The organism is Kitasatospora cinereorecta (genome assembly GCF_024172095.1).
Lineage (GTDB): Bacteria > Actinomycetota > Actinomycetes > Streptomycetales > Streptomycetaceae > Kitasatospora > Kitasatospora cinereorecta.
This window is the reverse complement of the sequence record NZ_JAMZDX010000006.1, coordinates 668185-694547: the sequence shown is the minus strand read 5'-3', so window position 1 is coordinate 694547 and position 26363 is coordinate 668185. Positions and strand designations below refer to the sequence as shown.

Sequence of the window (26363 nt, the reverse complement as noted above, 5' to 3'; positions counted from 1 at the left end):
CGTGGACGCCCAAGCACAGCCCCGGGTGCACGTCCAGGGCCGGCCCGGTCAGGAGAAGCCCGCCGCGCCGGCGGCCGAGCAGGCGGGCGCGGCCGAGGCCGAGGCGCAGCCCGCCGAGCAGCCCGCGGCCCCCGCCGCCCCGCCCGCCCCCGAGGACCGACCGGACAGCCCCGACCTGCTCTACCGGCTGGGCGGCGCCAGGCAGGCCGAGGCCGGCGAACGCCGCCTGTACGCCGACTCGGTGGGCGGCGACCAGGTCGCCGGCAGCAAGCACGTGCACTACCACCGCGCGGACGAGGCCGCCGGCTACCGGCCCGGCCGGGTGAGCCCGGACGAGCTGCGCGCCCTGGACGAGGTGTACGTCGGCGGTCCCGTCCACGACGAGGCCGGGGCGGAACTCGCCCGGCGGCGCGTCCTGCTGCTGCAGGGCGCGCCCCGGACCGGCCGCAAGGCCGCCGCACTGCGCCTGCTGGACGCGGCCTGCGGGCGGCAGGTGTTCCGGCTCGACCCCGGTACCGACCTGGCCCGCTTCCCCGAGGAGGCCACCGCCCCCGGCGGCTACCTGCTGACCGAGCCCGTCACCCGGGCCTCCGACCCGCTGCGGGCCGCCCGGATCGCCGTTCTCGGCGAGCGCCTCGCCGCGCACGGCAGCCACCTGGTGATCGTCCTGGACCCGCAGGCGGCCGTCACCGGGATCCGCCCGCTGGCCTGGCGGCCGGCCGACGCCGGCCGGGTGCTCCGCGCCCACCTGCGCCGGGCACTGATCGCCGCCCTGCGCGAGCCCGACGGCGGCGACGCCGAGCGGCTGCTCGACCTGCCGCAGACCGGCGAGTTGCTGGCCGGCCGGCACGGCCCGGCCGAGTTGCGCGACTTCGCCGCCCTGCTGGTCGGCCACCTGGACGGCGAGGTCGCCGCGGACCTCCTCGACGACTTCGTGGCCAGCTCCGCCGCCGGCCGGGTCGCCGAGGTCCTGGACGACCCGGCCCGCGAGCTGCGCGACAAGGCGTTCCTGCTGGCCCTGGCCGTCTTCGAGGGCGCCTCCTACCAGCAGGTCACGGCCGAGTCCGACGCGCTCACCCTGGTCCTGCGGCAGGCCGAGGATCCCGAGCACCACCTCGGCCTGACCCGGTTCGACCGCGCCAGGTCCCGGCTGCTGGAACTCGTCCACGCCGTCGAGGAGCGCAGCTTCCACGAGAACGACTGGGGCCGGGTGCCGACCTCGTCCGTCTCCTTCCGCGACCCCGGCGCGGGTTTCCAGGCGCTGCGGCACCTGTGGCAGGAGCACCCGGCGGCGCGCGAGCCGGTCGCCGACTGGCTGCACGGCCTCGCCCGGTCCGACGCCGTCCTGCACCGGGTCCGCGCGGCGGTGGCCGCCGGGCTGCTCACCTCGGTCGACTTCTACAGCGGCTTCGGGACGTTCGTCGAGCCCTGGGCGTCCAGCAGCGGGCTGCGGCTGCGCCAGCTCGCCGCCTGGGCGCTTCAGGTCGCCTCCGAGGCGGGACTGCTCCCGCTGGTCCAGCGGATGCTGCGGGACTGGAGCGGCGACGAGGACGTGGCCCTCCGCTGGACGGCCGCCCGCGCGTACGCCACCTTCGGCGTCGACCACCCGGACTCGGCGCTGCAGGACCTCGAACGGATCGTCCGGGACGCCTCCCGCGAGCAGCTGATGGACGTCGTCCTCGACACGCTCGGCGCCCTGGTGCTGGGCGGCCGGCCCGGACCGGTGCTGGCCGCGCTGGTCCGCTGGTCGCAGGACCCGTCCCCGGAACTCCGGGAGGCCTGTCACCGGGCGTTCCTGCAGGCCGCCGGCGGATGGGACGACGGCGACGGCGAGTCCGACCCGTGGCCCCGGCTGCTGCGGATCGCGCTGCGGACCGGAGCCGCCGCCGGGTCCGCCGGGTCCGCCACGGCGGGGGAGACCGGGCAGACCGGGGAGCCCTCGGAGCGCGCCGAGACCGCGGCGGCCGTCCGGACGCTGTGGCGCACCGCGCTCGGCTCCGCCCCGTTCGGTGCGGCCGCGGCCGAGGCGCTCGCCGGCTGGATCGCCGGGGCGGAGCAGCGGCACGGTCTGGTCCCCGCGCTGGCCGCCTTCCTGCCCTCGCTGGTCCTGACCGAGCGCGACCGCGCCCGGCTCGACCACCTGCTCCGGCAGGTCGCGCGCACCGGCGGGCTGTCCGCCGCGGCGCTGGCCGAGCTGCGCGCCGCTCTCGCCGGGCCGGCCGCCGGGCCGGGGACGGCCGGGAGCCCGCACCCGTCGTACGCGGGCAGCGCCCACCTGGGCACCGCGTACGCGCCGGGCCCGTCCACCGGAGCCGGCCGTCCGGGGCCCCACCGCCCCGGGGCCGACGCCACCCCGTACCCGGGCACCACGCCCGCGCCGCCCGCCGTTCCCGGCGAACCGCGCGACACAGAGAGGACGCGAGGATGACGCACCAGCCGTGGGACCCGCAGCCCGGCCCCGAGCCGTACGGCCCGCCCCCGCACCAGCCGCCGCCCCCGCCGTACCAGGCGCAGCACCCGTACCCGGCCCCGCAGCCGTACCAGCCGCAGCCGCCGTACCCGCCGCAGGGCTGGCAGCCGCACCCGCAGCAGCCGCCGTACCCGCAGGGGCCGCCGCAGCCCTGGCAGGGTGCCCAGCAGTTCCTGCGGGACATCTTCGCCGGCGGTCCGGGCCCGGCGGCGCCCCCGGGCGCGCCGCCCGCGTTCATGACCGCGAACAATCCGATCATCGGCCCGCGCCCGCTCAGCCGGCTGGACAACCTGATCCGCCGGCCGACCGGCGCCGCCGCCACCGTGATCCTCTACGTGGCGCCGTCCGGCGAGCTGATCCCCAACGGCTCCGCCCGCGACCAGCGCAACAACGAGCCGGTCTGGCGCGTCTACCGCAGCTACTACGAGGTCGACATGGGCCGCCACCCCATGCAGGTGCACCACTCGGTGCCCAGCGAGGGCGACGCGCTGCACTTCACCGCCGTGGTCGACCTGACCTGGCAGGTGGTCGACCCGATCCAGGTGGTCCGGCAGCGGCTGAGCGACGTGCGGGCCGCCGTCGAACCGCTGCTGCTCTCCCGGCTGCGCGCGGTCACCCGGCGCTTCGACATCGAGAGCAGCGCGGACGCGGAGGAGGCCGTCAACAAGGACCTCGCGGCCGCCCCGATCGGCGGCGAACTCGGCCTGCAGACCACCGCCCTGGTCCGGCTCTCGCTCGACCAGCAGTCCACCGCCTACCTGGCCCGCCTGCGCGAGCAGCGCCGGGCGCTCACCACCACCGTCGGCGACCACGAACTGGACCGGCTGAAGCAGATCCACCGGCAGCAGCTGACCGCCGCCGCGGCCTCCTTCTACGCCGGGTACCTGGAGACCGGCGACGTGGCCCGGCTGGCCCTCCAGCTCGCCGAGCACCCGGGCGAGGCGGCCGCGGTGATCGGCGCGATGAACGAACGCGAGCGCAGTGAGGCGGCCCTGCGGGCGGATGTGCTCCGGCAGATGATCGAGCGGGGCCACATCCAGCCGCACGAGTTCGAGACCCCGCTGGACGGCGCCCTGGAGCACCTCCAGCAGATCATGCGGCTGGCCCCCGGACACACCGCCGCCCTCCCCTCGCACATCCCCCCGATGCCCTCCGCGCCCCCGCCGCCGCCCGGCCACCCGCCGACCACCCCGCCCCACGGGTACCGGCCATGACCGCGGCGGCGCGGCACGACCCGGCTGCGGAGGAGTACGACCGGGCCACCTCGGAGTGCCTCGAGCAGGCCCGTGCCCTGCTCGTCGGCGTCCGCGAGGAGATCGCCCGCGCCGACGGCAAGGCCGCGATCCTGCTCGGCGCCGTCGGTGCGACCGGCGCGGCGCTGATCGCCGTCCTCGCCGGACGGCAGTGGACCCCGGACGCGCTGCCCGTCGCCGCCCGCCTCCTCTGGTGGGCGGGCGCCTGCAGCTGGGTGCTCTCCCTGCTGCTGCTCCTCGCCGTGGTGGCCCCCCGGCCGCTGCGCAGCCGGTGGCAGCCCGGCCGGCCGCTCACCTACTTCGGCGACATCGCCCGCGCGGATCGCGACACCGCCGCGCTGCGCCAGGCCCTCACGCTCATGGCCCGCGACCCGCTGCCCCCGCTCCTCGACGCGCTGCGCACCACCAGCCGCATCGCCCGGACCAAGCACCGCTGCGTCCTGCTGGGCGCCGCCTTCTTCGGCACCGCGATCCTCGCCGCCCTCACCGCGGTCCTCACCACCTGAACCACCCACGGCTCACCGACGGCTCCCCCGCCCGCCGCCTGGTCCGGTGCGTGCCGTCCGGACCTTCGGCGGGCGGGGGAGGCTTCTCGGGGCGGGCCGGCTCAGCCGGTCCGGTCGGGCTGTCCGCCGCTGTCAGGCTGCTCGGCCTGGTCGGACTGGTGGTGGGTGGTCACCGTCGGCCGGACCGCACCGAGCGGCGCGAGCGCAGGCCCTTTCGCGGCGGCCGCCGCCTCCCGATCGAGGACGGCCTTGACCTGGTCGGCCAGCGCGTCGACCTGCTGGTGCACGACGGAGACCGGCTCCCGCGAGTTCTTCAGCGCGTCCAACTGGCGGTGGACGGCGGCCAGCTGGGCCTGGGCCTGGGCACTGAGGGTGAACGGGCGCGGCGCGGCGACGATGAACTGGTAGGCCACGGCCAGGGTCTGGCACCCCGCGCAGTGCTCGTTGAGCGCCCGGCCGGTGTTGCCGGCGCTCAGCCGCGTCTGATCGCCGGCCATGGTGACGATCTGGAAGGACAGCGCCACCGACCGGCACGGACGCTCCGGCCGGCAGCCCGCCGAGACGGCCAGCGCCCGGTTGTCCACGGCGGCGCCGACCACGGCGCCGAGCTGGCGGACGTCGAAGCTGCTCTGGAACTGGTCGGTGCGGGTGCGGTCGGCATGCGTACGCGCGAGGTCCCGGACCACCGGGACGTCACGGCCGGGGTGCGAGGAGGCGGGGACCGCCCCGGCGGGCCCGGCGATGCCGAGCGCGGCCAGACAGGCGACGGTCAGCACGCCGAGGCGCTGGGTGTTCCGGCCGAGCAGGCGGCGGGACGGCGGACGGTGGTTCACAGGGGTCTCCAGGGGTGGGCGGTACCGCCGGCGCCGGAGGGGTCGGCGAGGTCGGACGGGATGGAAGGGACGGGCGGTGCGGCCGGGGCGGGCTTCGGCCGGACGGCTGCGCGCGGCGCCCTCCGCCGTCCGGTTCCGCGCATCGCCCGGACGGCCGACGCGATCAGCAGCCGGCCGATCCTGGCCGCGAGGTAGGCGCCTCCGGCCAGCGGGCAGAGCAGCATCAGGATCCCGACGACACCGACGACCCCGTCCGGGATCCGGGCGGCGGCGAACGCCGCACCGGTGCCGGCGACCTGCTCGGCGAGCGACCGCAGCGCGGTGTGCAGGATCCGCGGCAGGTTCCACAGGACGTAGCCGAGCTCGCCGAGGAGCAGCGGGACCATGGTCAGCACCCACCCCGTGACGACGACCCTGGCGGAGCGTTTGAGGTCCGCGACCTCCGGCCCGACCGGTCGTCCTGGCAGCATGCCGAGCAGGATGGGCTTGATCTTGCCGAAGAGGTCGGGCACGCCGGCGAGGTCGCCGAGGATGTAGTAGCCGTCGAGGCGGACGGCCGGCATCAGCTGTTCGAGGATCTCCAGGTGCGCGACGAGGATCGCGGCCAGGAAGACCTGCCGGCCGGTGAGGGCGTAGGCGCCGCCCAGACCGAGCATGAAGACGACGTTGAAGTAGACCCCGCCGAGGTCGGTGCGCAGCCGGCCGACCCGGCCGATCCGGTAGACGTCGGTGACGTCGGTGTAGAGGGACGGCCAGAGGAGGTAGAGCCCGAAGCCGATGCGTCCCGGTTCGGCGCCCCCGTACACGCAGGCGGAGGCGTGTCCGAACTCGTGGAACAGGAGCGAGCCGAGGGTGAGGCCGAGGACCGCGAGCAGGAGCAGCGGCCGGTCCAGCACGCGCAGGACGGGCCCCATCGCCCCGTAGGAGCCGAACAGCCAGACGTCGAGGGCCAGCGCGGCGAGCAGGACGGCGGCCACCACCGGGGGACGGTGGAGCCAGGCCAGTGCGCGGGCGATCCGGGCGACCCGGGGCTCCGTCAACAGGGTCCGGCGGGCGGCGAGGGCGAGCAGCGGGTCGAGGCGCGGGGCCTCGCGGATCCGGTCGTCGCCGTCCTCGGCGGCGGTGAGGCCCATCGGTCGGAGCTTGTGCTCGACGAGGTGGCGGATGTTGTCGGCGGAGACCTCGCGGCCGAAGCGTGCGCTCACCCGGCGGGCGATCGCCTCGGTGTCCCGGGCGCCGTCCATGGAGCTCGCCACGAGGTGGAGCAGCCGCGACAGTTGGACGACCTGGCCGTCGCCGCGGCGGGCGAGGTAGCGGGGTTCGGTGAATCCGCCGCCCTGGTACTCGCCGTACAGCCGGAGTCCGGCGTCGAGGCGCGGGACGGGGAGCGGCCGGCCGGCCGCCGGCGCCTGCGGGTCGGTGTCCACGTGGTCCTCGCCCTTCTCGATCGGGGGTGGACCGCGCCGCGCGGGGCGGCGCAGCGCGGTCCACCGCACCTCGGATCCGTTACCGCTGGTGGATGCTGATCGACTGGCCGGCCTCGGACTCGGCGACCGCCCACGGCGAGTCGTAGTTCGCCGCGGCGGACTCGTTGTGCGCCCAGACGTTGGCGACGTTGACGTGGATCTTCACGAACTTCAGCCGGCCCAGCGCCTCGCGGCTGGGCAGCAGCTCGACGGTCTCGGCGTTGAGCTCGGCGATGTCCATGCTCATGGCAGTGCCTTTCCTCTGCGGGCCGGGTGAACCCCAGCCCGTCCAATATGCCCGGACGAACTGTCCGACGAGATTGGACGCTAGGCGGCGCACGGATCCATCGCAAGCGTGAACACGCCCACGTGTCGCGGCCTTCACCCGTGACGGTGACAAATCACCAGGTGGGACCCGTGATCACCGTCCCGGGTGACCGAGCGCCCTAGAATGAATCACCCGGATGGGCCCGAGCCGGCCCGGCAGAGGAAGCAGCCGCCCCGTGGCCGATGCACTGCAGCAGATGATGAAACAGCGCCTGGACGCACAGGGCTGGTCCTACGGCGACGTCGCCCGCCTCGGCGGCCTGCCCCGGTCCACCGTCCACCACCTCGCCACCGCCGAGCTGGTCCGCATGCCGCAGCCCGCGACCCTGGAACGCCTCGCCCGCGGCCTGCAGCTGCCCCTGGACGTCGTACGCCGCGCGGCCGCCGAGTCCTGCGGCATCCACGTCTACGCCGAAGGCGCCGCCGCCACCTCGCCCGACCCCGAGGTCGCCACCCTCATCGCCAGCCTCCAGCAGCTGTCCCCGGCCGACCGCAAGCACGTCGCCGCCCTGGTCGACTCCCTCCTCCAGCGCGCCACCGACACCGACTGACGGCCACCCACCCCGGGCAAGCGCGACGCGCCCGTGCCGAACCGCGCAAAGGGATGAAAACCGGGCGATCGGGTCTATCGTCGTCCCCTACCGGGACGCGTGGTTCGCACGCGCCTTCGGCACAGGAGATGCGCTCGTCACTGCGGAGGGGACGTGCTGGTCGTCCACGGAGGCTCGAACACCGCCGTCGTCCGCGATCGGACCGGCCACCCGGTCGTCCTGCTCTCCGGCCCCCGGCCCGAGCACCTCACCTCCGCCATACTCACCACCCTGCTCGACCTCGCCGCCGCCGTCCTCACCCCCGGCGAGACCGAACGCCTCGCCCGCTGCCTCACCGCCCTCCGCCACGGCGAAACGGTCCCCCGCAGCCGCCTCGAACTCAACGGCGAAAGCTTCACCCTCTACGCCACCGGCCCCTGACCGCACCCACCGGTTGAGCACCCTGCGGCCAGGACCATGAACCCGTCGACCTGGCACTGGCGGACTTCCGCGGCAAGATCATAATCTTGGATTTCTGGATGTCCTGAACCATTGAGGTAACTCCAGATAGGGTGTATCGCGTGCACCACCACACCATCGCTGACCTCTACCTTCGCCTATCCCTGGACAGGGACGGGAAGACAGCGATCGACCGCCAGGAAGCCGACTGCCGCGCATGGGCGGAGCGCAACGGGCTGACCGTCCGCAAGGTCCACATCGACCGGGGACGCAGCGGGTACAAGGACGTGAGTCGCAAGGGCTTCGATGCCGCGCTCACTGCTGTCACGTCCGGCGTGGTCGGCGTCCTGGTCGTCTGGAAGCTCGATCGTCTCTCCCGCAAGGGAATCGGCGAAGTCGGCTCCGCACTGGACGCCATCGGACGCGTTGGCGGCCGTCTCGTCTCCGTCATGGATGGGCTCGACACAGCCAACGACAGCGCCCGGGTCACGATTGCCCTGCTCTCCGAGCTTGCCCGCTCGGAGTCGCGGAACATTGGCACCCGCGTGAGCAGCGCAAAGCGGTACCTGCGCCAGAAGGGCCAGTGGATCGGCGGTCAGCCGCCTTACGGGCTCGCCGTGGACCCGGAGACCAAGAAGCTGGTGCACGACCCGGACACCGCCGTCTACGCCCGACTGATCGCAGACGAGGCGCTGGGCGGCAAGGCGCTGGTGCACATCGCCCGCTTTCTGAATGAGCACGAGATCGAGTCCCCACGTGGCGGCAAGTGGAGCTCTTCCAGCGTCATGCAGTTGCTCCGCGCCCCGGCGTTCGCCGGCCTCATGCCTCAGACGGAGTACACGGAGGCGGCGGACGGAACGCGCAAGTACGGCAGCCGAGTCGTGCCCTACCGCGACCCCGAGACGCTGGACACGGTCGGCATCGGCGAGGGCATCATCACCCCCGGCGAGCGGGAGCTGATCATCCGGCAACTGGAGTCCCGTACGTTCCCGCATGCGGGCAAGCGCCACGGCCACAAGCAGGGTACGGCGCTTCTCACTGGTCTTGCCCGCTGCGCCCTGTGCAAGTCACCAATGAGCCAGTCGGGGACTTCCTACGTCTGCGCCAACAAGCGCATGGGGCGGGGATGCTCGGGTGTCACAGCACGAGTCGAGAGCCTTGATCGCCACGTGACCGATGCGTTCCTGAGCCGTCTTCCGGCGCTGGAACCGGGAGACCCGCTCCTGTCCGCCATCGCAGCCCGGTGGGTTCGGCGGCAGGACCCCGAGGTATTCGCGAAGCGGGACGCGATAGAGGCGGAGATCAGCGAAGAGAGCGCCCGTCTGGCCGACCTGGAAGACGCTCGCTACCTGCGCGGCGAATTCTCGGGGGCCGATGCGATCGAGCGGTACAACCGTCTCGCTGGCCGCTTGCGAGGCCGAATCGACGGCCTGCGCGCCAACTTGGCAGCAATGCCGACCCCGGCGGTCGACATCTCCCCACTGTTGGACGGTGAGACTCTGCGGGAAGCGTGGGAAGGCGACGTCGTGGCAGGCCAGCGCGACCGGCTGAAGCTCGCCATTGACCGTGTGGTCGTCAGTCGTGGCGAACGGGGCAAGCGCTTCGTTGGCCACGAACGGTGCGTCATCGAATGGGCCGACATGACGCCCGAGGACGCATAGCCGCCCCATGGTGGCCCCTCACAGGCCCGTCCGGCATTCCTTGGCTGGGCGGGGTTCTTCGCGCGCAAACAGGCGGCGCAGGGTCGCCGACAGCGCCCTCGGCCGTCCGGATCGCCTCGACCCCGCCTCAGCCACCGGGCCCGCTGCAAGCCTCCACCCACCTATTTTGCCGTCCCTCCGAACCGGCGAAAGGGCACAGCCCTTGGCGCGATTGAGCGTCCATGTCGTGACGCTGTGGACTCTCCACAACAGCCCAAGCGTGTTGGCGTCCGCCCCCAGATCAGCGAACCTGAGCGCCGCCGCGGGATGCATGGCACTCACCCCTTGTGGTTCTGGGCAAGCTCGGTGTCCTGGAATGACCTCTGGATCTGCTGCTGTCTGGGCTCGCGGGGTTGGCAGCCGGAGTCAGAACACGCCGCTCCCGGAATGTCTCCACAGCCCGATGAGGTTGGATAACGGCATGGCTTCTCGTGCACGTGTCCGCGCCCCTGAACTGGTCGGCGCCGGTGGATGGCTCAACACAGGCGGCAAGGATCTGTCCCTGGCAGACTTCCGAGGTCGCATTTTGGTACTAGACTTCTGGACGTTCTGCTGCATCAACTGCCTCCACGTCCTGGACGAACTCCGGGAGCTGGAGGAGAAGCACCGCGACACCGTGGTGATCGTCGGCGTGCACTCGCCGAAGTTCGTCCACGAGGCCGAGCACCAGGCCGTGGTGGACGCGGTGGCGCGGTACGAGGTGCACCACCCGGTACTGGATGATCCGGAGCTGGCGACGTGGAAGCAGTACGCGGTGCGGGCGTGGCCGACGCTGGTGGTGATCGACCCGGAGGGGTACGTGGTCGCCCAGCACGCGGGTGAGGGGCACGCGCACGCGATCGCGAAGCTGGTGGAGGAGTTGGAGGCGGAGCACTCGGCGAAGGGGACGCTGCGCCGCGGCGACAGCCCGTACGTGCCGCCGGAGCCGACGGCGGGGGACCTGAAGTTCCCGGGCAAGGCGGTGCGGCTGCCGGACGGGCACTTCCTGGTGGCGGACTCGGGGCACCACTCGCTGGTGGAGCTGGCCGAGGACGGCGAGACGGTGGTGCGCCGGATCGGTGACGGGGAGCGCGGCTTCCGCGACGGCACGGACGGCGGGGACGGCGGGGAGGGCGGCGAGCGGCCGCGGTTCAGCGAGCCGCAGGGTCTGGCGCTGGTCCCGGCCGGGCTGGGGCTGGACTACGACGTGATCGTGGCGGACACGGTCAACCACGCGCTGCGCGGCGTGCGGCTGGCGGACGGCGCGGTGACCACGCTGGCCGGCACGGGGAAGCAGTGGTGGCAGGGTTCGGCGACGGAGGGTCCGGCGCTGGAGGTGGACCTGTCCTCGCCGTGGGACGTGGCGTTCTTCGACGGCCGGGTGTGGATCGCGATGGCGGGCGTGCACCAGCTGTGGGCGTTCGACCCGGTGGCGGGGACGGTGGCGGTCGCGGCGGGCACCACCAACGAGGGCCTGGTGGACGGTCCGGTGGCCGAGGCGTGGTTCGCGCAGCCGTCGGGCCTGGCGGTCTCGGCTGACGGCGAGCGGCTGTGGGTGGCCGACTCGGAGACGTCCGCGCTGCGCTGGGTGTCGCGGGAGGGGATGGCGGTGCACACCGCGGTGGGTTCCGGCCTGTTCGACTTCGGGCACCGGGACGGCGACGCCGAGCAGGCGCTGCTGCAGCACCCGCTGGGGGTGACGGTGCTGCCGGACGGTTCGGTGGCGGTCAGCGACACGTACAACCACGCGCTGCGCCGGTTCGATCCGGCGAGCGGCGAGGTGACCACGGTGGCGACCGATCTGCGCGAGCCGTCGGGTGCGGTGCTGGTGGACGGGGACATCGTGGTGGTGGAGTCGGCGCGGCACCGGTTGACCCGGCTGCGGCTGCCGGAGGAGGCGGTCCGGGTGGAGGCGGTGGCGCACCGCACCCAGCGCGCGGCCACCGAGGTGGCGCCGGGCCCGCTGCGGCTGGACGTGGTGTTCAGCGCGCCGTCCGGTCAGAAGCTGGACGAGCGGTACGGCCCGTCGACGCGGCTGCTGGTCAGTTCGACGCCGCCGGAGCTGCTGCTGTCGGGTTCGGGTGCGGACACCGACCTGTCGCGTGAGCTGGTGCTGAACGGCGAGGTCGCCGAGGGCGTGCTGCACGTGTCGGCGATGGCGGCGTCCTGCGACGACGATCCGGAGATCGAGTTCCCGGCGTGCCATGTGCACCAGCAGGACTGGGGTGTGCCGGTGCGGCTGACCGAGGGCGGGGCGAGCCGGCTGCCGCTGGTGCTGGCGGGCATGGAGTAGGGCCGTTCGGGGGCCGCCGGCCGGCGGCCCCCATGCCACCCGCGCCGCCGGCCCCCGCCGACGATGAACCCGTCGGCGGTCAGCCCTCCAGGAACGCCTTGATGGCGCTGGCCAGCAGGTACGGGTCGTCGGCGCCGCACAGCTCGCGCGCCGAGTGCATGGACAGCGCGGCGATGCCGCAGTCCACCGTGGTGATGCCGAGCCGGGCCGCGGTGATCGGGCCGATGGTGGTGCCGCAGGGCATGGCGTTGTTGGAGACGAAGGTCTGCCACGGCACGCCGGCCTTCTCGCAGGCGGCGGCGAAGACGGCCCGGCCGACCGCGTCGGTGGCGTAGCGGTTGTTGACGTTGACCTTGAGGATCGGGCCGCCGTTGGGCATCGGGTGGTGGCCGGGCTCGTGCCGCTCGCTGTAGTTGGGGTGGACGGCGTGGCCCATGTCGGAGGAGAGGCAGACGGTGCCGGCCAGGGCGCGGGCCCGGTCCTCGGGGCTGCCGCCACGTGCGTAGATGCTCCGCTCGAGGACGTTGCCGAGCAGCGGGCTCTGCGCGCCGGTGTCGGACTCGCTGCCGGTCTCCTCGTGGTCGAAGGCGGCGAGGACCGGGATGTACGGGAGGTCCGCGCCGGCGAGGGCGGCGAGGGCGGCGGTGGCGGCGTGGACCGAGAGCTGGTTGTCCAGGCGGGGACCGGCGAGCAGCTCGCGGTCGCGGCCGAGGTAGGACGGCGGCTGCACGTCGTGGGTCATCAGGTCCCAGCCGGCGATGTCGGCGGCCGCGACGCCGGCCTTCTCGGCGACGTACTCGACGAGGGCGCCCTCGGTGGTGGCGCCGATGCCCCAGATCGGCGTCAGGTGGCGCTGCTTGTCGAGCTTGAGGCCCTCGTTGACCTGGCGGTCGAGGTGGATGGCGAGCTGCGGGACGCGCAGCAGCGGCTCGTCGATCTGGACCAGGCGGGCGCTGCCGTCGCGCAGGGCGAGGCGGCCGGAGAGGCCGAGGTCGCGGTCGAGCCAGGTGTTGAGCGGGACGCCGCCGTAGATCTCGACGGCGATCTGGCGCCAGCCCGCCGCGCCGGTGTCGGGGAGCGGCTTGACCCGGAGGTTGGGCGAGTCGGTGTGGGTGCCGACGATGCGGAACGGGGTGGCCGCGGTGGCGCCCTCGGGCACGTACCAGGCGATCAGCGCGCCGCCGCGGATCAGGTAGCGCCCCCCGGCCGCACCTTCCCAGGCGTCGGTCTCCTGGACCTTCCGGAAGCCCGCCTTCTCCAGCCGCTCGGCCGCGCTCGCCACCGCGTGGTACGGGGACGGCGAGGAGCCGAGGAAGGCGATCAGGTCGTCGGTGTGCGTCCGGTCGAAGTAGGCCGTGCGGGCGGCGGTCGACATGTTGCTCCTGAGTTGAGGGACGGCGGCGACCGGATGGGGGACCGGTTCCGCACCCGAGCATATGCCCGTACACGGACAGGGCACCGGGATCCCGCGAACAGTGACAGAACGGTGAAGAGCCGTCACACACGGCGGGGCCCGGTGTGCACCGGGCCCCGCGTGTTGAGGGTGTGTCAGGCGGTCGTGGTGACCGGCCGGGAGGGGGTCCTAGAAGACGTCCTCCGACAGGTCCATCAGCTCGTTGTCGATGCGCTCGGCGATCTTGCGCTGCGAGGTGACGGTGGGCAGGACGTTGCGGGCGAAGAAGCGGGCCGCGGCGACCTTGCCCTGGTAGAACGGGACGTCCTTCTCGGAGGCGCCGGCCTCCAGCTTGGCCAGCGCGACGGCGGCCTGGCGCAGCAGCAGCCAGCCGACCACCACGTCGCCGGAGACCATCAGCAGGCGGGTGGTGTTCTGACCCACCTTGTACATGTTCTTGACGTCCTGCTCGACCGAGGAGAGGTCGGCGAGCAGCGTGCCGACGATGGCCTCCAGGTCGCCGGCGGCCTTGGCGAGCGCGGCGCGCTCGTCGGCCAGGGCGTCGCCGCCCTCGGCGGTGCCGATGAACTTCTGGATCTGCTCGGAGACCGCGGTCAGGGCCTGGCCGCCGTCCTTCACGATCTTGCGGAAGAAGAAGTCCATGCCCTGGATCGCCGTGGTGCCCTCGTAGAGGGTGTCGATCTTGGCGTCGCGGATGTACTGCTCGATCGGGTACTCCTGCAGGTAGCCGGAGCCACCGAAGATCTGCAGGGACTGGGCGAGCTGCTCGTAGGACTTCTCCGAGCCGTAGCCCTTGACGATCGGCAGCAGCAGGTCGTTCAGGCGCTCGGCGGCCTCGTCGGTCTCGCCGCGCAGGCGGGCGGCGAGCACGTCGTCCTGGGTGGAGGCGGTGAACAGGACCAGGGCGCGCATGCCCTCGGCGTACGCCTTCTGGGTGAGCAGCGAGCGGCGGACGTCCGGGTGGTGGGTGATGGTGACGCGCGGGGCGGTCTTGTCCAGGAACTGCGAGATGTCGGCGCCCTGCACGCGCTCCTTGGCGTACTCCAGCGCGTTCAGGTAGCCGGTGGAGAGGGTGGCGATCGCCTTCGTGCCGACCATCATGCGGGCGAACTCGATGATCTTGAACATCTGGCGGATGCCGTCGACCTTCTCGCCGAGCAGCCAGCCCTTGGCCGGGTGCTTGGCGCCGAAGGTCATCTCGCAGGTGTTGGAGGCCTTGAGGCCCATCTTGTGCTCGACGTTGGTGGCGTAGGCGCCGTTGCGCTCGCCGAGCTCGCCGGTCTCCCAGTCGAAGTCGTACTTCGGCACGATGTAGAGGCCGAGGCCCTTGGTGCCGGGGGCGCCGCCCTCGGGGCGGGCCAGCACCAGGTGGATGATGTTGTCGGACATGTCGTGCTCACCGGAGGTGATGAAGCGCTTCACACCCTCGATGTGCCAGGAGCCGTCCTCCTGCTTGATCGCCTTGGTGCGGCCGGCGCCCACGTCCGAACCGGCGTCCGGCTCGGTCAGCACCATGGTGGCGCCCCACAGGCCGTCGACCATGCGCTGGGCGACCTTCTGCTGCTCCTCGGTGCCCTCCTCGAAGACGACGCCGGCGAAGGCCGGGCCGGAGGAGTACATCCAGATCGCCGGGTTGGAGCCGAGGATCTGCTCGGCGTACGCCCAGACGAGGGAGGACGGGGTGACCTGGCCGCCGATGCCCTCCGGGATGCCCAGGCGCCACCACTCGGCGTCCATGAACGCCTGGTAGCTGCTCTTGAAGGTGGCCGGCACCGGAGCGGTGTTGGTCTCCGGGTCGAAGACCGGCGGGTTGCGGTCGGCGTCGACGAAGGACGCGGCGAGCTCGTTCTCGGCCAGGCGCGAGATCTCGCTCAGGATGTTCTTCGCGGTGTCGACGTCCATGTCGGCGAACGGACCGGTGCCGTACACCTGGTCGCGGCCGAACACCTCGAAGAGGTTGAACTCCACGTCCCGCAGGTTGGACTTGTAGTGACCCATGACCGTATCTCCGGTTCGTCTGCTTCCGCGGGGCCGCCACATTGAGCGTCCCACTTACCCACCAGTAGGGACCATGATGCTACCGGTTGGTAACTTGTTCAAGCCCCTGGAGCCGATGGGGCTATGAACGTGGTCACGTCCCACAATGCCGCCCGGGGCCGCATTGTGCGGATCACCGCCCCACAACGAACCGTTCGCCCGATAGCCTTGTCCCTGTGTACGGCTACGAGCAGAGCGCCTACCAGGGCGACCCCTACCAGCAGCAGATGCAGCAGGGGATGGCAGGCATGCCCGGCGCGGGCCCGTACGGCGACCCGCAGGGCGCCCAGCAGTCCCTGTACCCCGAACCGTCGCCGCCATCCCTCGCGGATGCGGTCCGGGCCTTCACGACCGGCTCGATGGCGGTCGAGGACTTCCAGGCCATCTTCATCACCTCCAAGGTGTACTGCCCGCGCGGCGACCGCCCCGGCTTCCTGGCCCTGCACAACACCCCGACCCCGGTGATCCCGATGTTCAGCTCGCTCAAGGAGCTGAAGCGCTACGCCGGCAAGGAGTCCAAGCACTTCAGCGTCAGCGGCGCCGAGATCCTGGACCTGCTGCCGACCGGGTACGGCTTCGCCCTGGACATGGAGGGCGAGCACCGGATGGTGTTCGACGCCAAGGCGGTCCAGGAGATGGTCGACTTCACCATGCGCCGGATGTACGGCTGATCCACTCCCCCTCACGGGCCGGGCCGGAATACGCCCACATAGTTCAATGTTCAACCTTGCAAGTGGTTGAGACTTGAACTACTGTGGTTCCTGTAGGCCACGAACCCTGAAGGAGGCCGACATGCCAGCCGTGACTGTCGAGAACCCGCTGACCCTGCCGCGCGTCGCCACCCCGGACGCCACCGTCGCGGTGCCGCGTCCGGTGCTCACCGTGGCCACCGCCCCGGAGGGATTCGAGGGCGAGGGCTTCCCGGTGCGCCGCGCCTTCGCCAAGATCAACACCAAGTACCTCGACCCGTTCATCATGATGGACCAGATGGGCGAGGTGGACTACGCGGCCGGCGAGCCCAAGGGCACCCCCTGGCACCCGCACCGCGGCTTCGAGACGGTGACCTACATCATCGACGGCACCTTCGTGCACCAGGACTCGCACGGCGGCGGCGGCGTGATCACCGACGGCGACACCCAGTGGATGACGGCCGGCTCCGGCCTGCTGCACATCGAGACCCCGCCGGAGTCGCTGGTGTCCTCCGGCGGCCTCTTCCACGGGCTCCAGCTCTGGGTCAACCTGCCCGCCTCGGACAAGATGATCACCCCGAAGTACCAGGACATCCGCGGCGGCAGCGTCAAGCTGCTCGCCTCCGAGGACGGCGGCGGCCTGCTGCGGCTGATCGCCGGCGAGGTCGGCGGCCACCAGGGCCCCGGCGTCACCCACACCCCGATCACCATGATCCACGTGTCGGTGAACCCCGGCGCCCAGGTCACCCTCCCCTGGCGGTCCGACTTCAACGCCCTGGCGTACGGCCTGGCCGGCAGCGGCTCGGCGGGCGCCGAGCGCCGCCCGTTCCACATGGGCCAGGCCGTGGTCTTCGGCGACGGCGACTCGATCACCATCCGCGCCGACGAACGGCAGGACGGCCGCACCGCCAACTTCGAGGTGGTCCTGCTCGGCGGCCTGCCGATCCGCGAGCCGGTCGCCTGGTACGGGCCGTTCGTGATGAACAGCCACCGCGAGCTCCAGCAGGCCATGGAGGACTTCCAGGCCGGCCGCCTCGGCACCATCCCGGCCGACGCCCGCTGACGGCCTGCTGCCGGCCCGCGCGAACACCCCGTGCCGGGGCTGCTCGCGCGGGCGGCGGGTTGCGCCTACCTCGGTGAGACGGTCCGGGTCCGCCCCAACGCGGCAGCGAGGTGGGCCCGCCCCCGGGCCGCCCGCCACGGTGTCACGGCAACTGCCAGGGACCCGGCAGCGAGCGCCGCACCGGCGATGGCCCAACAGCCCAGGGACATCGGTGGCTGGTGCGTCCAGTCCCACCACCTGTTGCGACCCTGTCCGTCGTACTGCCAGTAGGTGAGCGGAAACACGCTGGCCATGGGCAGGATGAAGGAGAGCCGCCAACCGAAGACCCGTCCGGACAGCAGCGCGATGCCGGTCCACACCAGAAGCGCCCGCAGGAGGATGACCGCCGTAGCGGGCGGGCTGATGATCAGTTCTTCGACGGTGAGGACGACCGCCGCAGAGGTCACGACGCCGCCCAGCCAAGCATGCTGGGCGGCGCGGAAGGCCGCTGCGGCGGTCTCTTCGAAGCGGCGCATCGGGCTGGACAGTGAGGCGGCAGCCACCGAGGCGAACGCGAGCGGGAGTTCCCTTCTGAACGGAACTCCCGCTTCGCCGCCGGTGTAGGGGAGTTGAAGCACCGTGGACCCGAAGATGGCGTCGCACACCGCGATGAGCGCGAACGCGACCAGGACACCGCGAACGTCATGCGCCCGGGCAAAGCGTGCGATTGTCCTCCACGCATCCGACTCACGCACAGTGGATGTCTCCGATGGCCTGCATGCGCTGCTTCACCCACTCGATCTGATGCGCTTCCGGGGTGGTGACAAGCCTGGCGATTTCGGCCTGATCCACACCGGGCGGGCCGCCGTGCCGGTCCGCGGGCTGTCCACCTCCGGCGATGCGAGCCGTGATCCATGAGTCGATCTCGAACATCGCTTGGAAGCGCTGTTCCGAGGCCGCCGGATTGGCGCCCTCGCACGCGCGGGGCTCCGACGCGTTCCCGATCACCATCCCAATGCCGACCGCGGCTTCCCACATGGAACCCTCGCTGATGGAGAAGTCCCCGTCACGTTCCCCACCTCCACGAAGGCCCTGCTCATGGAAAGAGGCGGGGGACTTGATGAGCTCTGCGGGTAGCGCCGCCGCCCTGTTGGCCATGGCTTCGAACTGTGGCAGGTACTTGCGCTGCTCCGGCCAGACGCAGATCTTGGGAGTCGTCCCGGTACACAGCTGGCTGGACGGCGCCGCGCGCAGCTCACGAACGGGGCCGGCCGCTCGGACACCGACGACAGCGAGGAGGACCACCGCAACCGAACAGAGCGCGAGAATGCGGCTGGCTCCGCGGAAGACCGGTCCGGTCGGACGAGGGACGAAGACGGCCAAGGCGGCGACTGCTGCCGCCAGAACCAGACGCGCGACGAGTGCGCCAGGTACGACGGTGATGTACGGGGCGCCCGACAACACGAAGAATCCGAGCGCGCCGGGCCCTCCGACTGCGGCCAGGGCGACGAAGCACGAGAGCCCGGCGATGACGGGTACCGCGATCCCGGACGGGAACCATCGCCCGACAAGATGGCCGACCGACGCGCACAGCACCACGACGCCTGCTCCGAGGAGCAGGTACCCCGGCCACAGGAAGCCCGGCCCTGCCTGCCGGACCGTGACCGCTGCGGCCACGAGGGTGCCGGCCGCGTACGCCACCAAGCCGTACAGGGTCGTCGCGGCAAGCAGTGGCACCTCGACCTGCCATCGCGGCTTCGATCCGACCGCGACCTGGTCGGTCATGCCATGCCGATGCGTACGGGCTGCGGACCAGGCCGCTGCTGTGGCCAGGAGCGGTCCGACGTAGAAAGAAGGGATCTGCGCTGCGACGCTGGCCTCGGGCCATACTCCGATCCACCACCGCGATCGGCCGAACAGGACCGCCAGGTCGAGAGCGACCAGACAAGGCAGCCACCATCGCAGCGGTGAGCGTCGCAGCTCCACCCACAGGGTGCGAATCACACCGACACCCCCAGTGCCGCCATGTATCCGCGCTCCAACGGGCTGTCGCCGGCCGCCTGGGTCTGCAAGCTCTGGGCGGCGAGGTCGTGCGGCGTTCCCCGGAACACGAACTCTCCGTCGCGCATGACGACGACCTCGTCGCAGACCGCTGCAACGTCCTCCACGAGGTGAGTGCTCAGCACTACGGCGGTGTCCTTCAATGACCTGATCAGCTCGCGGAACTGGAGCCTCTGTGCCGGATCGAGCCCGACGGTCGGCTCGTCCAGCAGGAGCAGGCTGGGAGAGCCGACGATGGCGGAGGCGACACCGGCGCGACGGAGCATCCCTCCGGAGAGCGCCTTCATCCTGGTGTGCATGTGGTCGCCGAGGCCGACCGATTCGATCGATCGCACGGCTTCGAGATGCGCCGCGCGGGCCGGCACGTCCCGCAGCCAGGCGCAGTACCGAACGAAGTCGTACACCGAGTAGGCCGGGTAGTAGCCGAAGTCCTGCGGGAGGTAACCGATACTGCGGCGGGCGCTCCGTGCAGAGCGTTCGGAACGCACCTCACGGCCGCAGATCGTGAGAGTTCCGCCCTGCGCCGGCACAGCCGTGGCGAGGGTCCGCAACAGGGTCGTCTTCCCCGCGCCGTTCGGCCCCAGCAGGCCGTGTACTCCGATGGGGACGTCCCAGTCCAGGCCGGCTATGACCTGGTGGCTGCCATAGCCCTGTACCAGCCCCGACAGGGCCGCGATCGCATGCACGCGCTCCTCCTTGCAGTCGGACGGGCGCCCTCGTGACGAGGGCGCCCGATGGTTCACAACCCGTCGATGGGCCTCAGCCGAGCGAGACACCGATCCACGACTCGTTGACCTTGAACGTGCAGTCGACCTGGCCCCAGTCGGCGTCCGATTCGCCGTAGGAGAACTCGCGGAACGCCGACTGCTGGTCGGGGGACCAACTGCACGATGCCTCGTTGCGGTAGGCGGCGTGCTCCGCCATCTCTCTCTCCTTTGTCCGGGTCGGTGGCGGGAACGGGCCCCGGCGCGGCAACGCTGGGGCCCGATCAGCAGAACGGCATGGACATTCAAGTCCACACCTGCGCGCCATCCTGCCACTACCGCCCGTACGCCTTCAGTCAGCATTTGCTCTCCAGCGCAAGCATCATGACGGAGCGTCAGATGCCTGCGGTTCACAAACCGGTTGAAGCGGACGGGAGCACCTCCCCCGGGTAGGGCGTACATGAACCATCAGTGACCAGTCCTGGAGGCGTGAACTGCCGACAGCGTGCGGCCGTTGCGGCTGGCATGATCGGGGCCGCGCGGCGTGATCGGGCGCCGCGCGGGGAGCATCCGGGAGGCGGGACCATGGCGGTCGACGACGATCCACTGGCCGGCGAGCTGGTCCGGCTGCGGGAGCTGCGCGAGAGCGACCTCCCCGCGCTGGTCGCGTGGTGGCGGGAGCCCGCGCTGGCCGTTCAGCAGACCACCGGGCCGGTCCACCCGCAGCCGGACGGCGCCGTCGCGGAGATGTTCCGCGCCTGGAGTCGCAACACCCACACCGACCTCGGGCTGAGCGTCGAGACCCGGGACACCGGCGAACTCGCCGGGCACGTCACCCTCTACGGCGCCAATCCCAAGGACCGCTGCGCCACCCTGGCCGTCGTCATCGGCCCCGGTTTCCAGGACCGCGGGCTGGGAACCGACACCCTGCGCACCATCGTCCGCTACGGCTTTTGCGAACTCGGCCTGCACCGCGTCGAACTGACCGTCAACGGCTACAACTCCCGTGCTCTGGCCGCGTACGCGAAGGCCGGGTTCGTGGAGGAGGGCCGCCGCCGGGAGGCGGTGTTCCGCTCCGGCGGGTGGCACGACCAGGTCCTGATGTCGGTCCTGCGCGACGAGTGGGCTCGGTGAGCGGTCGCGGCGGCGGTCAGATCCGGGCGTAGAGGGCGGAGGCGTCGTCGTGCGCCTTGCCGCGCGGCCAGCGGGCGCAGTCGGCGTCGGAACGCTCGGCGGCACGCACCCGGGCGATCAGCTCGGCCGGGCCGTCCTGCGCCATCAGCCGCACGGCGTCGTCCCACCCGCCCAGGTCGAAGCGGTCCGTGTAGCGCGCGGCGCCGTCGCTGAGCGCCGCCACGCCGTGCAGGTCGGCGAGGTGGACGAAGCCCGTCTCGGCGTGCGCGGCCGCCTTCGGCGAGGCGGCGGCGATCCACGGACCCGGTCCGCGGTTGCGGGCGGCCCGGACCGCCAGCGCGTACCGCAGGTGCAGCTCGGCGCGCTCCGGCGAACCGGGAACGGTCTCCCGCACCTGCCGGCGCAGTTCCTCGCCGCCGGGGAAGGGCTGGTTGTCGCCGATCACCCTGGGCGCCCCCTGCTTGAGGTGCAGCACCAGCAGCGAGTCCCCCAGCACCAGGTACTCCAGTGACCCGCCGAGCACACGGGCGGCGACCACCGTCGCGGCCGGCGTGTTCGGGTGGGCCAGGTCGCAGCGCCCGCCGTGCAGGGCCGCCGTCTCGACGATGGCGTCCGACAGGCACTCGGCGATCGTCCGGTCGGCGCGGTCGGTGAGTCTGGCCAGCAGGTGGACGCCGAGCCGTCGGACGTACCAGGCGATCCCGTGGGTGCAGCCGGACGCCATGCCCGCGGGCGCGCTGGACCCGTCCAGCAGGACCAGGGCCTCGGGGGAGGCGGCGGCGAAATCCTCGTTGGTGCGGTCCGGGCGGCGTGCTTCCCCTGCCAGCTCTACCTGCATGCCCACCAGTCTGCGGCGCGGTGCCCGGGCCCGAACAGGGGTCGGAGCGTGATCCCTCGATGGGACGGGCCGAGTGGCGGCGGTGATCATACGGACATACCGTCCGAAAGGCGACCTGTGTGGCGCGCCCGACGAGCCGAGGAGTGGTCCCGATGGTCTGGCAGTTCTTCGTCCTGGTGATCGCCTCGCTGGGCTTCCCGACGCTGGCACTGCTCTACATGATGGGCGGGTTGGAGTACCGGGACCGGCGCCCCACGAATTGAAGTGCCGTCAGACGGCGTGGACGTGGCAGGGTGTGCAGTGCACATCCGCTCCCGTCCAGGAGGTCCCCCCATGAGCAGCGAGACAGGCGAACCCGCGGAGGCCCACGAGCCCGCCGCCGAGGCGGTCGCCGAGGACGACGTGAAGGCGAAGTTCCTCGCCGCCCTGCAGCGCAAGGGGGGCGGCCCGGGCACCGGCGGCGCCACCGCGGGCGGCAACTCCAAGATCCACAGCACCCACGCGGCGGCCGGCGGCAAGCGCACCTTCCGCCGCAAGAGCGGCGGCTGAGACAGTAACCACCAGGGGCGCGGGGAACTGCGCGACCGGCCACCGCTCTACGTGAGTGCATGGCTGGTCGCGCAGTTCCCCGCGCCCCTCGTGGTTGGCCCTAAAAGTCGGCCCGGGCCTGGACGAGGGCGGCGAGGGCGAGGAGGCGTTCGTCGGCGTTCGCGGGGGCGACGAGCTGGAGGCCGAGGGGGAGCCCGGCGGCCGTTCCTGCGGGGAGGGTGATCGCGGGGAGCCCCGCGTAGCTCCAGGGGGCGGACATCACCGCGTCGCCGGTGCTGTCGAGGCCGCGGGGGGCGGGCCCGGTCGCGGCGGGGACGGCCCACAGGTCGATGCCGTGGTCGGCGGCGAGGTCGGCGAGGCGGCGCTGGAAGCCGCTGCGGGCGGCGAGCGCCGCGAGGTAGTCGGCGCGGTCGACCTCCTGGCCGCGACGGATCGCGGCGGCGGTCTCGGGCCGGTAGAGCGCGGCGAACCGGGCGAACAGTTCGGCGTGGACCTGGGCGAGCTCGTAGCGGTTGATGGTGAACAGGTGCCGCATCACGTCCTCGAAGTCCGGCATCGCGTCGACGTGGCGGACCGGCAGGCCTAGCCCGTCCAGGTGCCGGGTGTACGCGTCGCGGGCGGCGGGGTGGGCTCGGTCGAGGTACGCGCCGGTGGGGACGCCGAGCACCGGCTCGCGCGCGGGTTCCGGCGCAGGCGTCCAGCTGTCGCACAGGACGGCGGCGGCGAGCCGGGCGCCGGCGAGGTCCGAGGTGAAGAGGCCGACGGCGTCCAGGGTGGGGGCGTTGGCGATCACGCCGTCGGTGGGGATCCGCCCGTGGGTGGGGCGGAAGCCGACCACGCCGCAGTAGGCGGCGGGGCGGATGACGGAGCCGAGGGTCTGGGTACCGAGGGCGAGCGGGACCATGCCGGCGGCGACGGCGGCCGCGGAGCCGCTGCTGGAGCCGCCGGGGGTGTGGCCGAGATCGTGCGGGTTGCGGGTCGGTCCGGGGGCGCGGACGGCGAATTCCGCGGTCACGGTCTTGCCGGCGATCAGGGCGCCCGCCGCGCGCAGGCGCCGGACCGCTCCCCCCTCGGGTCCGCCGAGGACGCCGGGCGGCAGGGCGGAGCCGGCGTGGGTGGGCAGGCCGTCGACGTGGATGATGTCCTTGATCCCGACCGCGACACCGTAGAGCGGGGGCCCCTGCGCGTCGTGCGCCGTACGGTCGGCGAGGGCGAGGGCCTCCGCGGTGAGCCGCGCGTGGCGTCCGGGTTCGGGGACGAACGCCCGGACGACGGGGTCCGTCCGGTCGATCCTGGTGAACACCCGGTCGACGTGCTCCTCAGGCCCGGGGCGGCCGGCCCGCAGCGCGGCGGCCTCCTCGACGAGCGACACGGGCTGGATCAGCGGCTCCATGGGGAAAGGCTAGGGCCTGTCTGACAGTTCCCGTCGGATCAGCGGGCGGCGTTGGAGTGCGTGGCTCGGCGGTGCGGAGGAGGGAGTCCATGCGGAGCATCGGCGACCGACGACAAGCCGGCGAGGTGCACACTCCGGCGTCGGCCGCCCGGCGGGAATTGTCAGACAGGCCTCAGGGCCTGTCCCCCGGATCGGGGCGGAGCTTCGCCGTGGGTCAGGACCAGGCGTCCTCGGGGTGTTCGCCCGGGAAGTAGGGGGTTTCGCGGAGGTAGAGGGCTCCGCAGGTGTGGCAGTTGAGGGACGGGTCGACCGTCCACTGGCCGGCGTCCTGGAGGGCGCCGCTCTCGTCGAGTTCCCGGCCGCACATGGCGACCACGCCGTCGTCCCGCACGATGTGCCAGACCAGCACGCCGCCGGATGATCCGCTTTCGCCGTACTCGGCACGCATCCGATGCTTCATGACCCCTCATGCTCCGCCCGCCCGGCGGGCCCGGCAATTCGGGCGGGCCCGCGCGGGGCGGGGTCAGAGCAGTGAGCCGTGCAGGCGCAGGCGGGCGATGCCGCCGTCGGGCAGGACGTCCAGCCGGACGTGGGTGGCCGGGCGGGGCCGGTCGAGCGGCAGCCGGTGGAGGGTGTCGGGCTGCAGGCGGGTGAGCGGGAGGAGGTCGAACCAGGCGCCGTCCTCGCCGTCGCGGCCCTGCAGGCCGGCCCAGCCGGCGGCGTTGCCGAGGTAGTTGGCGGTGTCGATCTCGACGGCGCGGATCAGGCCGCGGCCGGCGAGCCGGAGCCGGACCCAGTCGGCTCCCCGGTCGCGGCGCCGGCGGGTCTCCCAGCCCTCGCCCATGACGCGGGAGGTGCCGGGCATGATCAGGTTGACCGGGGAGGAGAAGAAGCGGTCGGAGGCGTCCTCAACGGTGCCGCCGTGGGCGAGAGCGGCAAGGTCGAAGGTGCCGAGGGCGGTGAGCCAGGCGCGGTCGGGGCGGGGTTCGCCGTGGACCCGCAGGCGGGCGATGCCGCCGTCGGGGTACTGGCGGATCCGCAGGTGGGTGACGCGGCGGGGGTCGGTGACCGGGTAGCCGTTGGCGGCGTGGCCGCGGACGGGGGAGCGGGGCACCAGCGGGTGCCAGTCGGCGGCATCGAGGTCCTCGGGGCCGGGGGTGCCGGGGAGTTCGGTGGCCTCGACGGAGACGGCGAGCGGGTGGTTGCCGCGGAAGTGGGCGGTGTCGACCAGCACGCCGCGGACGGTGCCGGGGACGCCGAGGCGGATCAGTGCCCAGTCGTGGTCGTCGGGGCCGGGGTGCGGGGCGCCGGTGGTGCGGCCGCGCCGGCGGCGGGTCTCCCAGCCGTCCATCAGCTGGCCCTTGGCGGTGAAGGTGTGCGGACGGAACTCGGCGGGGTCGGGCTTCAGCAGGTTCTCGCGGTCGGCGAAGAACTCGTCGCCGGCGGCGAGGACGGCGCCGCCGAGGCGGCGGTCGGCGAGGTCGGGCAGGGCGGTGAAGGCGAAGTCGGCGGGCCGGTAGTCGGCATACGGATCGCCGCCGGGGTAGGGGGCGGCCGCGAGGTCGTCGACGGCGGGTTCGGCGGGGGCGGTGCGGGCAGGGTTCGGCACGGGAGGGGCCTCCTCGGCGGGCTCGGTGGGATGTCTCCACGGTGCCGCGAGGGGACCTTCCAGGTCCATCGAATGATTCTGAGCGGTTTGTTCAGCCCGGCTGAACGGTTGCCGCGCGGAGAGCGGCCAGCACCCGGCGCAGCGGCGGGGCGGTCCCGGTGCCGGCCCGGACGGCGGCGACCACCTGACGGGTGGGCAGGTCGGCGGGGAGCGGGCGGACGACCGCGCCGCCGCGGCGGGCGGCGGAGGCGAGGCGGGGGACCAGGGCGACGCCGAGTCCGGCCCCGACCATGGCGAGGATCGCGTCCCAGTCGGCGGCGGTGTGGGCCCGGCGCGGGACGAAGCCGGCGTCGGCGCAGGCGGCCAGGGTGATGTCCCGCCAGGGGCCGGTGGCGCCGTAGATCCAGGGCTGGTCGGCGAGGTCGGCGAGGCGCAGTCCGGTGGCGGTGGCGAGCGGGTGGCCGGCGGGCAGGGCGACGTCGAGGGGGTCGGTCAGCAGCGGGGTGCGGACCAGCCGGGGGTCGGGTTCGGCGGGGAGTTGGACGGCGAGCGAGACGGCGAGGTCGACCTCGCCGGCGGCCAGCAGCCGGTACGCCTCGGCGGCCTCGGCCTCGGTGACGGTGATCCGCAACTGTGGTGCTTCGAGCATGAGTTGTCGCACCGCAGGGACGACGATGCCGGATATCGCGGTGGCGAAGGCGCCGATCCGGACCTCGCCGGCGGCGCCGTGCAGGTAGCCGGCGAGTTCGGCGTCGGCCTGCTCCAGCTGGCCGAAGACCCGCTCGGCGTGGCCGAGGACCAGTCGGGCGGCGCTGGTCAGCCGTACCCGGCGGCCGTGCGGCTCGACCATCGGCGCGCCCAACTGTTTCGCCAGGGCGGCGAGTTGCTGGGAGACGGCGGAGGGCGTGAGGCAGAGCCGCTGCGCCGCGGCGGTCACCGTGCCGCACTCGTCGAGCGCCTGGAGCACCCGCAGCCTGCGCAGATCCCATTCCGTCACCGGGCCAGCCTATGGGGCACCGACGGGAATCCGGCGGGTGGTCAGCGTCCGATCTGCCCGGATCGGGAACGATTTTCGGA

General features: G+C 72.7%; 25 protein-coding genes. 11 read left to right on the top strand and 14 right to left on the bottom strand.

Going from position 1 to position 26363, the window contains the following annotated elements; all coding sequences use genetic code 11:
- Nucleotide 1 precedes the first annotated feature (1 nt).
- From FHR36_RS32490 to FHR36_RS32480, 3 genes are read left to right on the top strand one after another with little or no spacing between them, the layout of a single operon-like run.
- Nucleotides 2-2428 (top strand): hypothetical protein, encoded by a 2427-nt coding sequence (locus FHR36_RS32490; RefSeq protein WP_253803080.1) that lies wholly within the window; start codon nucleotides 2-4, stop codon nucleotides 2426-2428.
- A complete protein-coding gene (locus FHR36_RS32485; protein ID WP_253803079.1) occupies nucleotides 2425-3684 on the top strand; it encodes a hypothetical protein in 1260 nt (419 codons plus the stop codon). The genes FHR36_RS32490 and FHR36_RS32485 overlap by 4 nt, the downstream gene beginning before the upstream one ends.
- Entirely contained in the window at nucleotides 3681-4229 is a 549-nt protein-coding gene (locus tag FHR36_RS32480) for a Pycsar system effector family protein (protein ID WP_253803078.1), read from the top strand. The genes FHR36_RS32485 and FHR36_RS32480 overlap by 4 nt, the downstream gene beginning before the upstream one ends.
- A 101-nt stretch (nucleotides 4230-4330) precedes the next feature.
- On the opposite strand, the gene FHR36_RS32475 is transcribed toward FHR36_RS32480, so the two are convergent.
- Genes FHR36_RS32475 through FHR36_RS32465 form a run of 3 tightly spaced genes read right to left on the bottom strand, consistent with a single transcriptional unit; the run spans nucleotide 4331 to nucleotide 6775 of the window.
- The gene (locus tag FHR36_RS32475) at nucleotides 4331-5062 is read right to left on the bottom strand and encodes a hypothetical protein (RefSeq protein ID WP_253803076.1); all 732 of its coding nucleotides are present in this window, start codon (nucleotides 5060-5062) and stop codon (nucleotides 4331-4333) included.
- Nucleotides 5059-6558, bottom strand: coding sequence for a hypothetical protein (locus tag FHR36_RS32470; protein ID WP_253803073.1), 1500 nt, complete (start codon nucleotides 6556-6558; stop codon nucleotides 5059-5061). Before FHR36_RS32470 ends, FHR36_RS32475 begins: the two co-directional genes overlap by 4 nt.
- Before the next feature lie 10 nt (nucleotides 6559-6568).
- The gene (locus FHR36_RS32465; protein WP_253803071.1) at nucleotides 6569-6775 is read right to left on the bottom strand and encodes a hypothetical protein; all 207 of its coding nucleotides are present in this window, start codon (nucleotides 6773-6775) and stop codon (nucleotides 6569-6571) included.
- Nucleotides 6776-7031: 256 nt separating this feature from the next.
- On the opposite strand from FHR36_RS32465, the gene FHR36_RS32460 reads away from it, so the two are divergent.
- From FHR36_RS32460 to FHR36_RS32445, 4 genes are all read left to right on the top strand, one after another.
- Nucleotides 7032-7406, top strand: coding sequence for a helix-turn-helix domain-containing protein (locus FHR36_RS32460; RefSeq protein ID WP_253803067.1), 375 nt, complete (start codon nucleotides 7032-7034; stop codon nucleotides 7404-7406).
- Nucleotides 7407-7559: 153 nt separating this feature from the next.
- Nucleotides 7560-7826, top strand: coding sequence for a hypothetical protein (locus FHR36_RS32455; protein ID WP_253803065.1), 267 nt, complete (start codon nucleotides 7560-7562; stop codon nucleotides 7824-7826).
- 140 nt (nucleotides 7827-7966) lie between these two features.
- Entirely contained in the window at nucleotides 7967-9505 is a 1539-nt protein-coding gene (locus FHR36_RS32450) for a recombinase family protein (RefSeq protein ID WP_253803062.1), read from the top strand.
- 460 nt (nucleotides 9506-9965) lie between these two features.
- Nucleotides 9966-11816, top strand: a complete 1851-nt coding sequence (locus FHR36_RS32445) for an NHL domain-containing thioredoxin family protein (protein WP_253803060.1) — start codon at nucleotides 9966-9968, stop codon at nucleotides 11814-11816.
- A gap of 79 nt (nucleotides 11817-11895) precedes the next feature.
- On the opposite strand, the gene FHR36_RS32440 is transcribed toward FHR36_RS32445, so the two are convergent.
- Both FHR36_RS32440 and FHR36_RS32435 read right to left on the bottom strand, forming a co-directional pair.
- Nucleotides 11896-13191, bottom strand: coding sequence for a M18 family aminopeptidase (locus FHR36_RS32440; RefSeq protein WP_253803058.1), 1296 nt, complete (start codon nucleotides 13189-13191; stop codon nucleotides 11896-11898).
- Nucleotides 13192-13398: 207 nt separating this feature from the next.
- Nucleotides 13399-15228 carry an acyl-CoA dehydrogenase gene (locus FHR36_RS32435; protein ID WP_253803055.1) on the bottom strand — a complete coding sequence of 610 codons (1830 nt, stop codon included), beginning with the start codon at nucleotides 15226-15228 and terminating at the stop codon, nucleotides 13399-13401.
- Nucleotides 15229-15443: 215 nt separating this feature from the next.
- Here FHR36_RS32435 and FHR36_RS32430 point away from each other — a divergent pair, with 215 nt between their 5' ends.
- Together FHR36_RS32430 and FHR36_RS32425 are read left to right on the top strand one after the other, a co-directional pair.
- Entirely contained in the window at nucleotides 15444-15938 is a 495-nt protein-coding gene (locus FHR36_RS32430) for an SseB family protein (RefSeq protein WP_380230672.1), read from the top strand.
- 121 nt (nucleotides 15939-16059) lie between these two features.
- Nucleotides 16060-17019 (top strand): pirin family protein, encoded by a 960-nt coding sequence (locus tag FHR36_RS32425; RefSeq protein ID WP_253803052.1) that lies wholly within the window; start codon nucleotides 16060-16062, stop codon nucleotides 17017-17019.
- A gap of 65 nt (nucleotides 17020-17084) precedes the next feature.
- Here the strand turns inward: FHR36_RS32425 and FHR36_RS32420 are convergent, their stop codons facing one another.
- The 4 genes from FHR36_RS32420 to FHR36_RS32405 all read right to left on the bottom strand — a co-directional run bounded on the left by FHR36_RS32420 (nucleotide 17085) and on the right by FHR36_RS32405 (nucleotide 19983).
- On the bottom strand, nucleotides 17085-17753 hold the full coding sequence (locus FHR36_RS32420; protein ID WP_253803050.1) for a hypothetical protein: 669 nt from the start codon (nucleotides 17751-17753) through the stop codon (nucleotides 17085-17087).
- Nucleotides 17746-18783 carry a DUF7224 domain-containing protein gene (locus tag FHR36_RS32415; protein WP_253803047.1) on the bottom strand — a complete coding sequence of 346 codons (1038 nt, stop codon included), beginning with the start codon at nucleotides 18781-18783 and terminating at the stop codon, nucleotides 17746-17748. The genes FHR36_RS32420 and FHR36_RS32415 overlap by 8 nt, the downstream gene beginning before the upstream one ends.
- Before the next feature lie 215 nt (nucleotides 18784-18998).
- Nucleotides 18999-19745 carry an ATP-binding cassette domain-containing protein gene (locus FHR36_RS32410; protein ID WP_253803043.1) on the bottom strand — a complete coding sequence of 249 codons (747 nt, stop codon included), beginning with the start codon at nucleotides 19743-19745 and terminating at the stop codon, nucleotides 18999-19001.
- Nucleotides 19746-19818: 73 nt separating this feature from the next.
- The gene (locus FHR36_RS32405) at nucleotides 19819-19983 is read right to left on the bottom strand and encodes a hypothetical protein (RefSeq protein WP_253803041.1); all 165 of its coding nucleotides are present in this window, start codon (nucleotides 19981-19983) and stop codon (nucleotides 19819-19821) included.
- Between the two features lie 365 nt (nucleotides 19984-20348).
- Here FHR36_RS32405 and FHR36_RS32400 point away from each other — a divergent pair, with 365 nt between their 5' ends.
- Nucleotides 20349-20897 (top strand): GNAT family N-acetyltransferase, encoded by a 549-nt coding sequence (locus FHR36_RS32400; protein WP_253803038.1) that lies wholly within the window; start codon nucleotides 20349-20351, stop codon nucleotides 20895-20897.
- Between the two features lie 16 nt (nucleotides 20898-20913).
- Here the strand turns inward: FHR36_RS32400 and FHR36_RS32395 are convergent, their stop codons facing one another.
- Nucleotides 20914-21735: a protein phosphatase 2C domain-containing protein gene (locus tag FHR36_RS32395; protein ID WP_253803037.1), complete on the bottom strand. Its 822-nt coding sequence runs from the start codon at nucleotides 21733-21735 to the stop codon at nucleotides 20914-20916.
- A 333-nt stretch (nucleotides 21736-22068) separates the two neighbouring features.
- On the opposite strand from FHR36_RS32395, the gene FHR36_RS32390 reads away from it, so the two are divergent.
- Nucleotides 22069-22284 (top strand): DUF5302 domain-containing protein, encoded by a 216-nt coding sequence (locus FHR36_RS32390; protein ID WP_253803034.1) that lies wholly within the window; start codon nucleotides 22069-22071, stop codon nucleotides 22282-22284.
- 100 nt (nucleotides 22285-22384) lie between these two features.
- On the opposite strand, the gene FHR36_RS32385 is transcribed toward FHR36_RS32390, so the two are convergent.
- The 4 genes from FHR36_RS32385 to FHR36_RS32370 form a co-directional block, all read right to left on the bottom strand.
- Nucleotides 22385-23677, bottom strand: a complete 1293-nt coding sequence (locus FHR36_RS32385) for an amidase (RefSeq protein ID WP_253803030.1) — start codon at nucleotides 23675-23677, stop codon at nucleotides 22385-22387.
- Nucleotides 23678-23891: 214 nt separating this feature from the next.
- A complete protein-coding gene (locus FHR36_RS32380) occupies nucleotides 23892-24137 on the bottom strand; it encodes a hypothetical protein (RefSeq protein ID WP_253803027.1) in 246 nt (81 codons plus the stop codon).
- A 63-nt stretch (nucleotides 24138-24200) separates the two neighbouring features.
- The gene (gene alc / locus FHR36_RS32375; protein ID WP_253803025.1) at nucleotides 24201-25286 is read right to left on the bottom strand and encodes an allantoicase; all 1086 of its coding nucleotides are present in this window, start codon (nucleotides 25284-25286) and stop codon (nucleotides 24201-24203) included.
- Between the two features lie 91 nt (nucleotides 25287-25377).
- Nucleotides 25378-26283, bottom strand: coding sequence for a LysR family transcriptional regulator (locus tag FHR36_RS32370; protein ID WP_253803022.1), 906 nt, complete (start codon nucleotides 26281-26283; stop codon nucleotides 25378-25380).
- Between the last annotated feature and the right edge of the window lie 80 nt (nucleotides 26284-26363).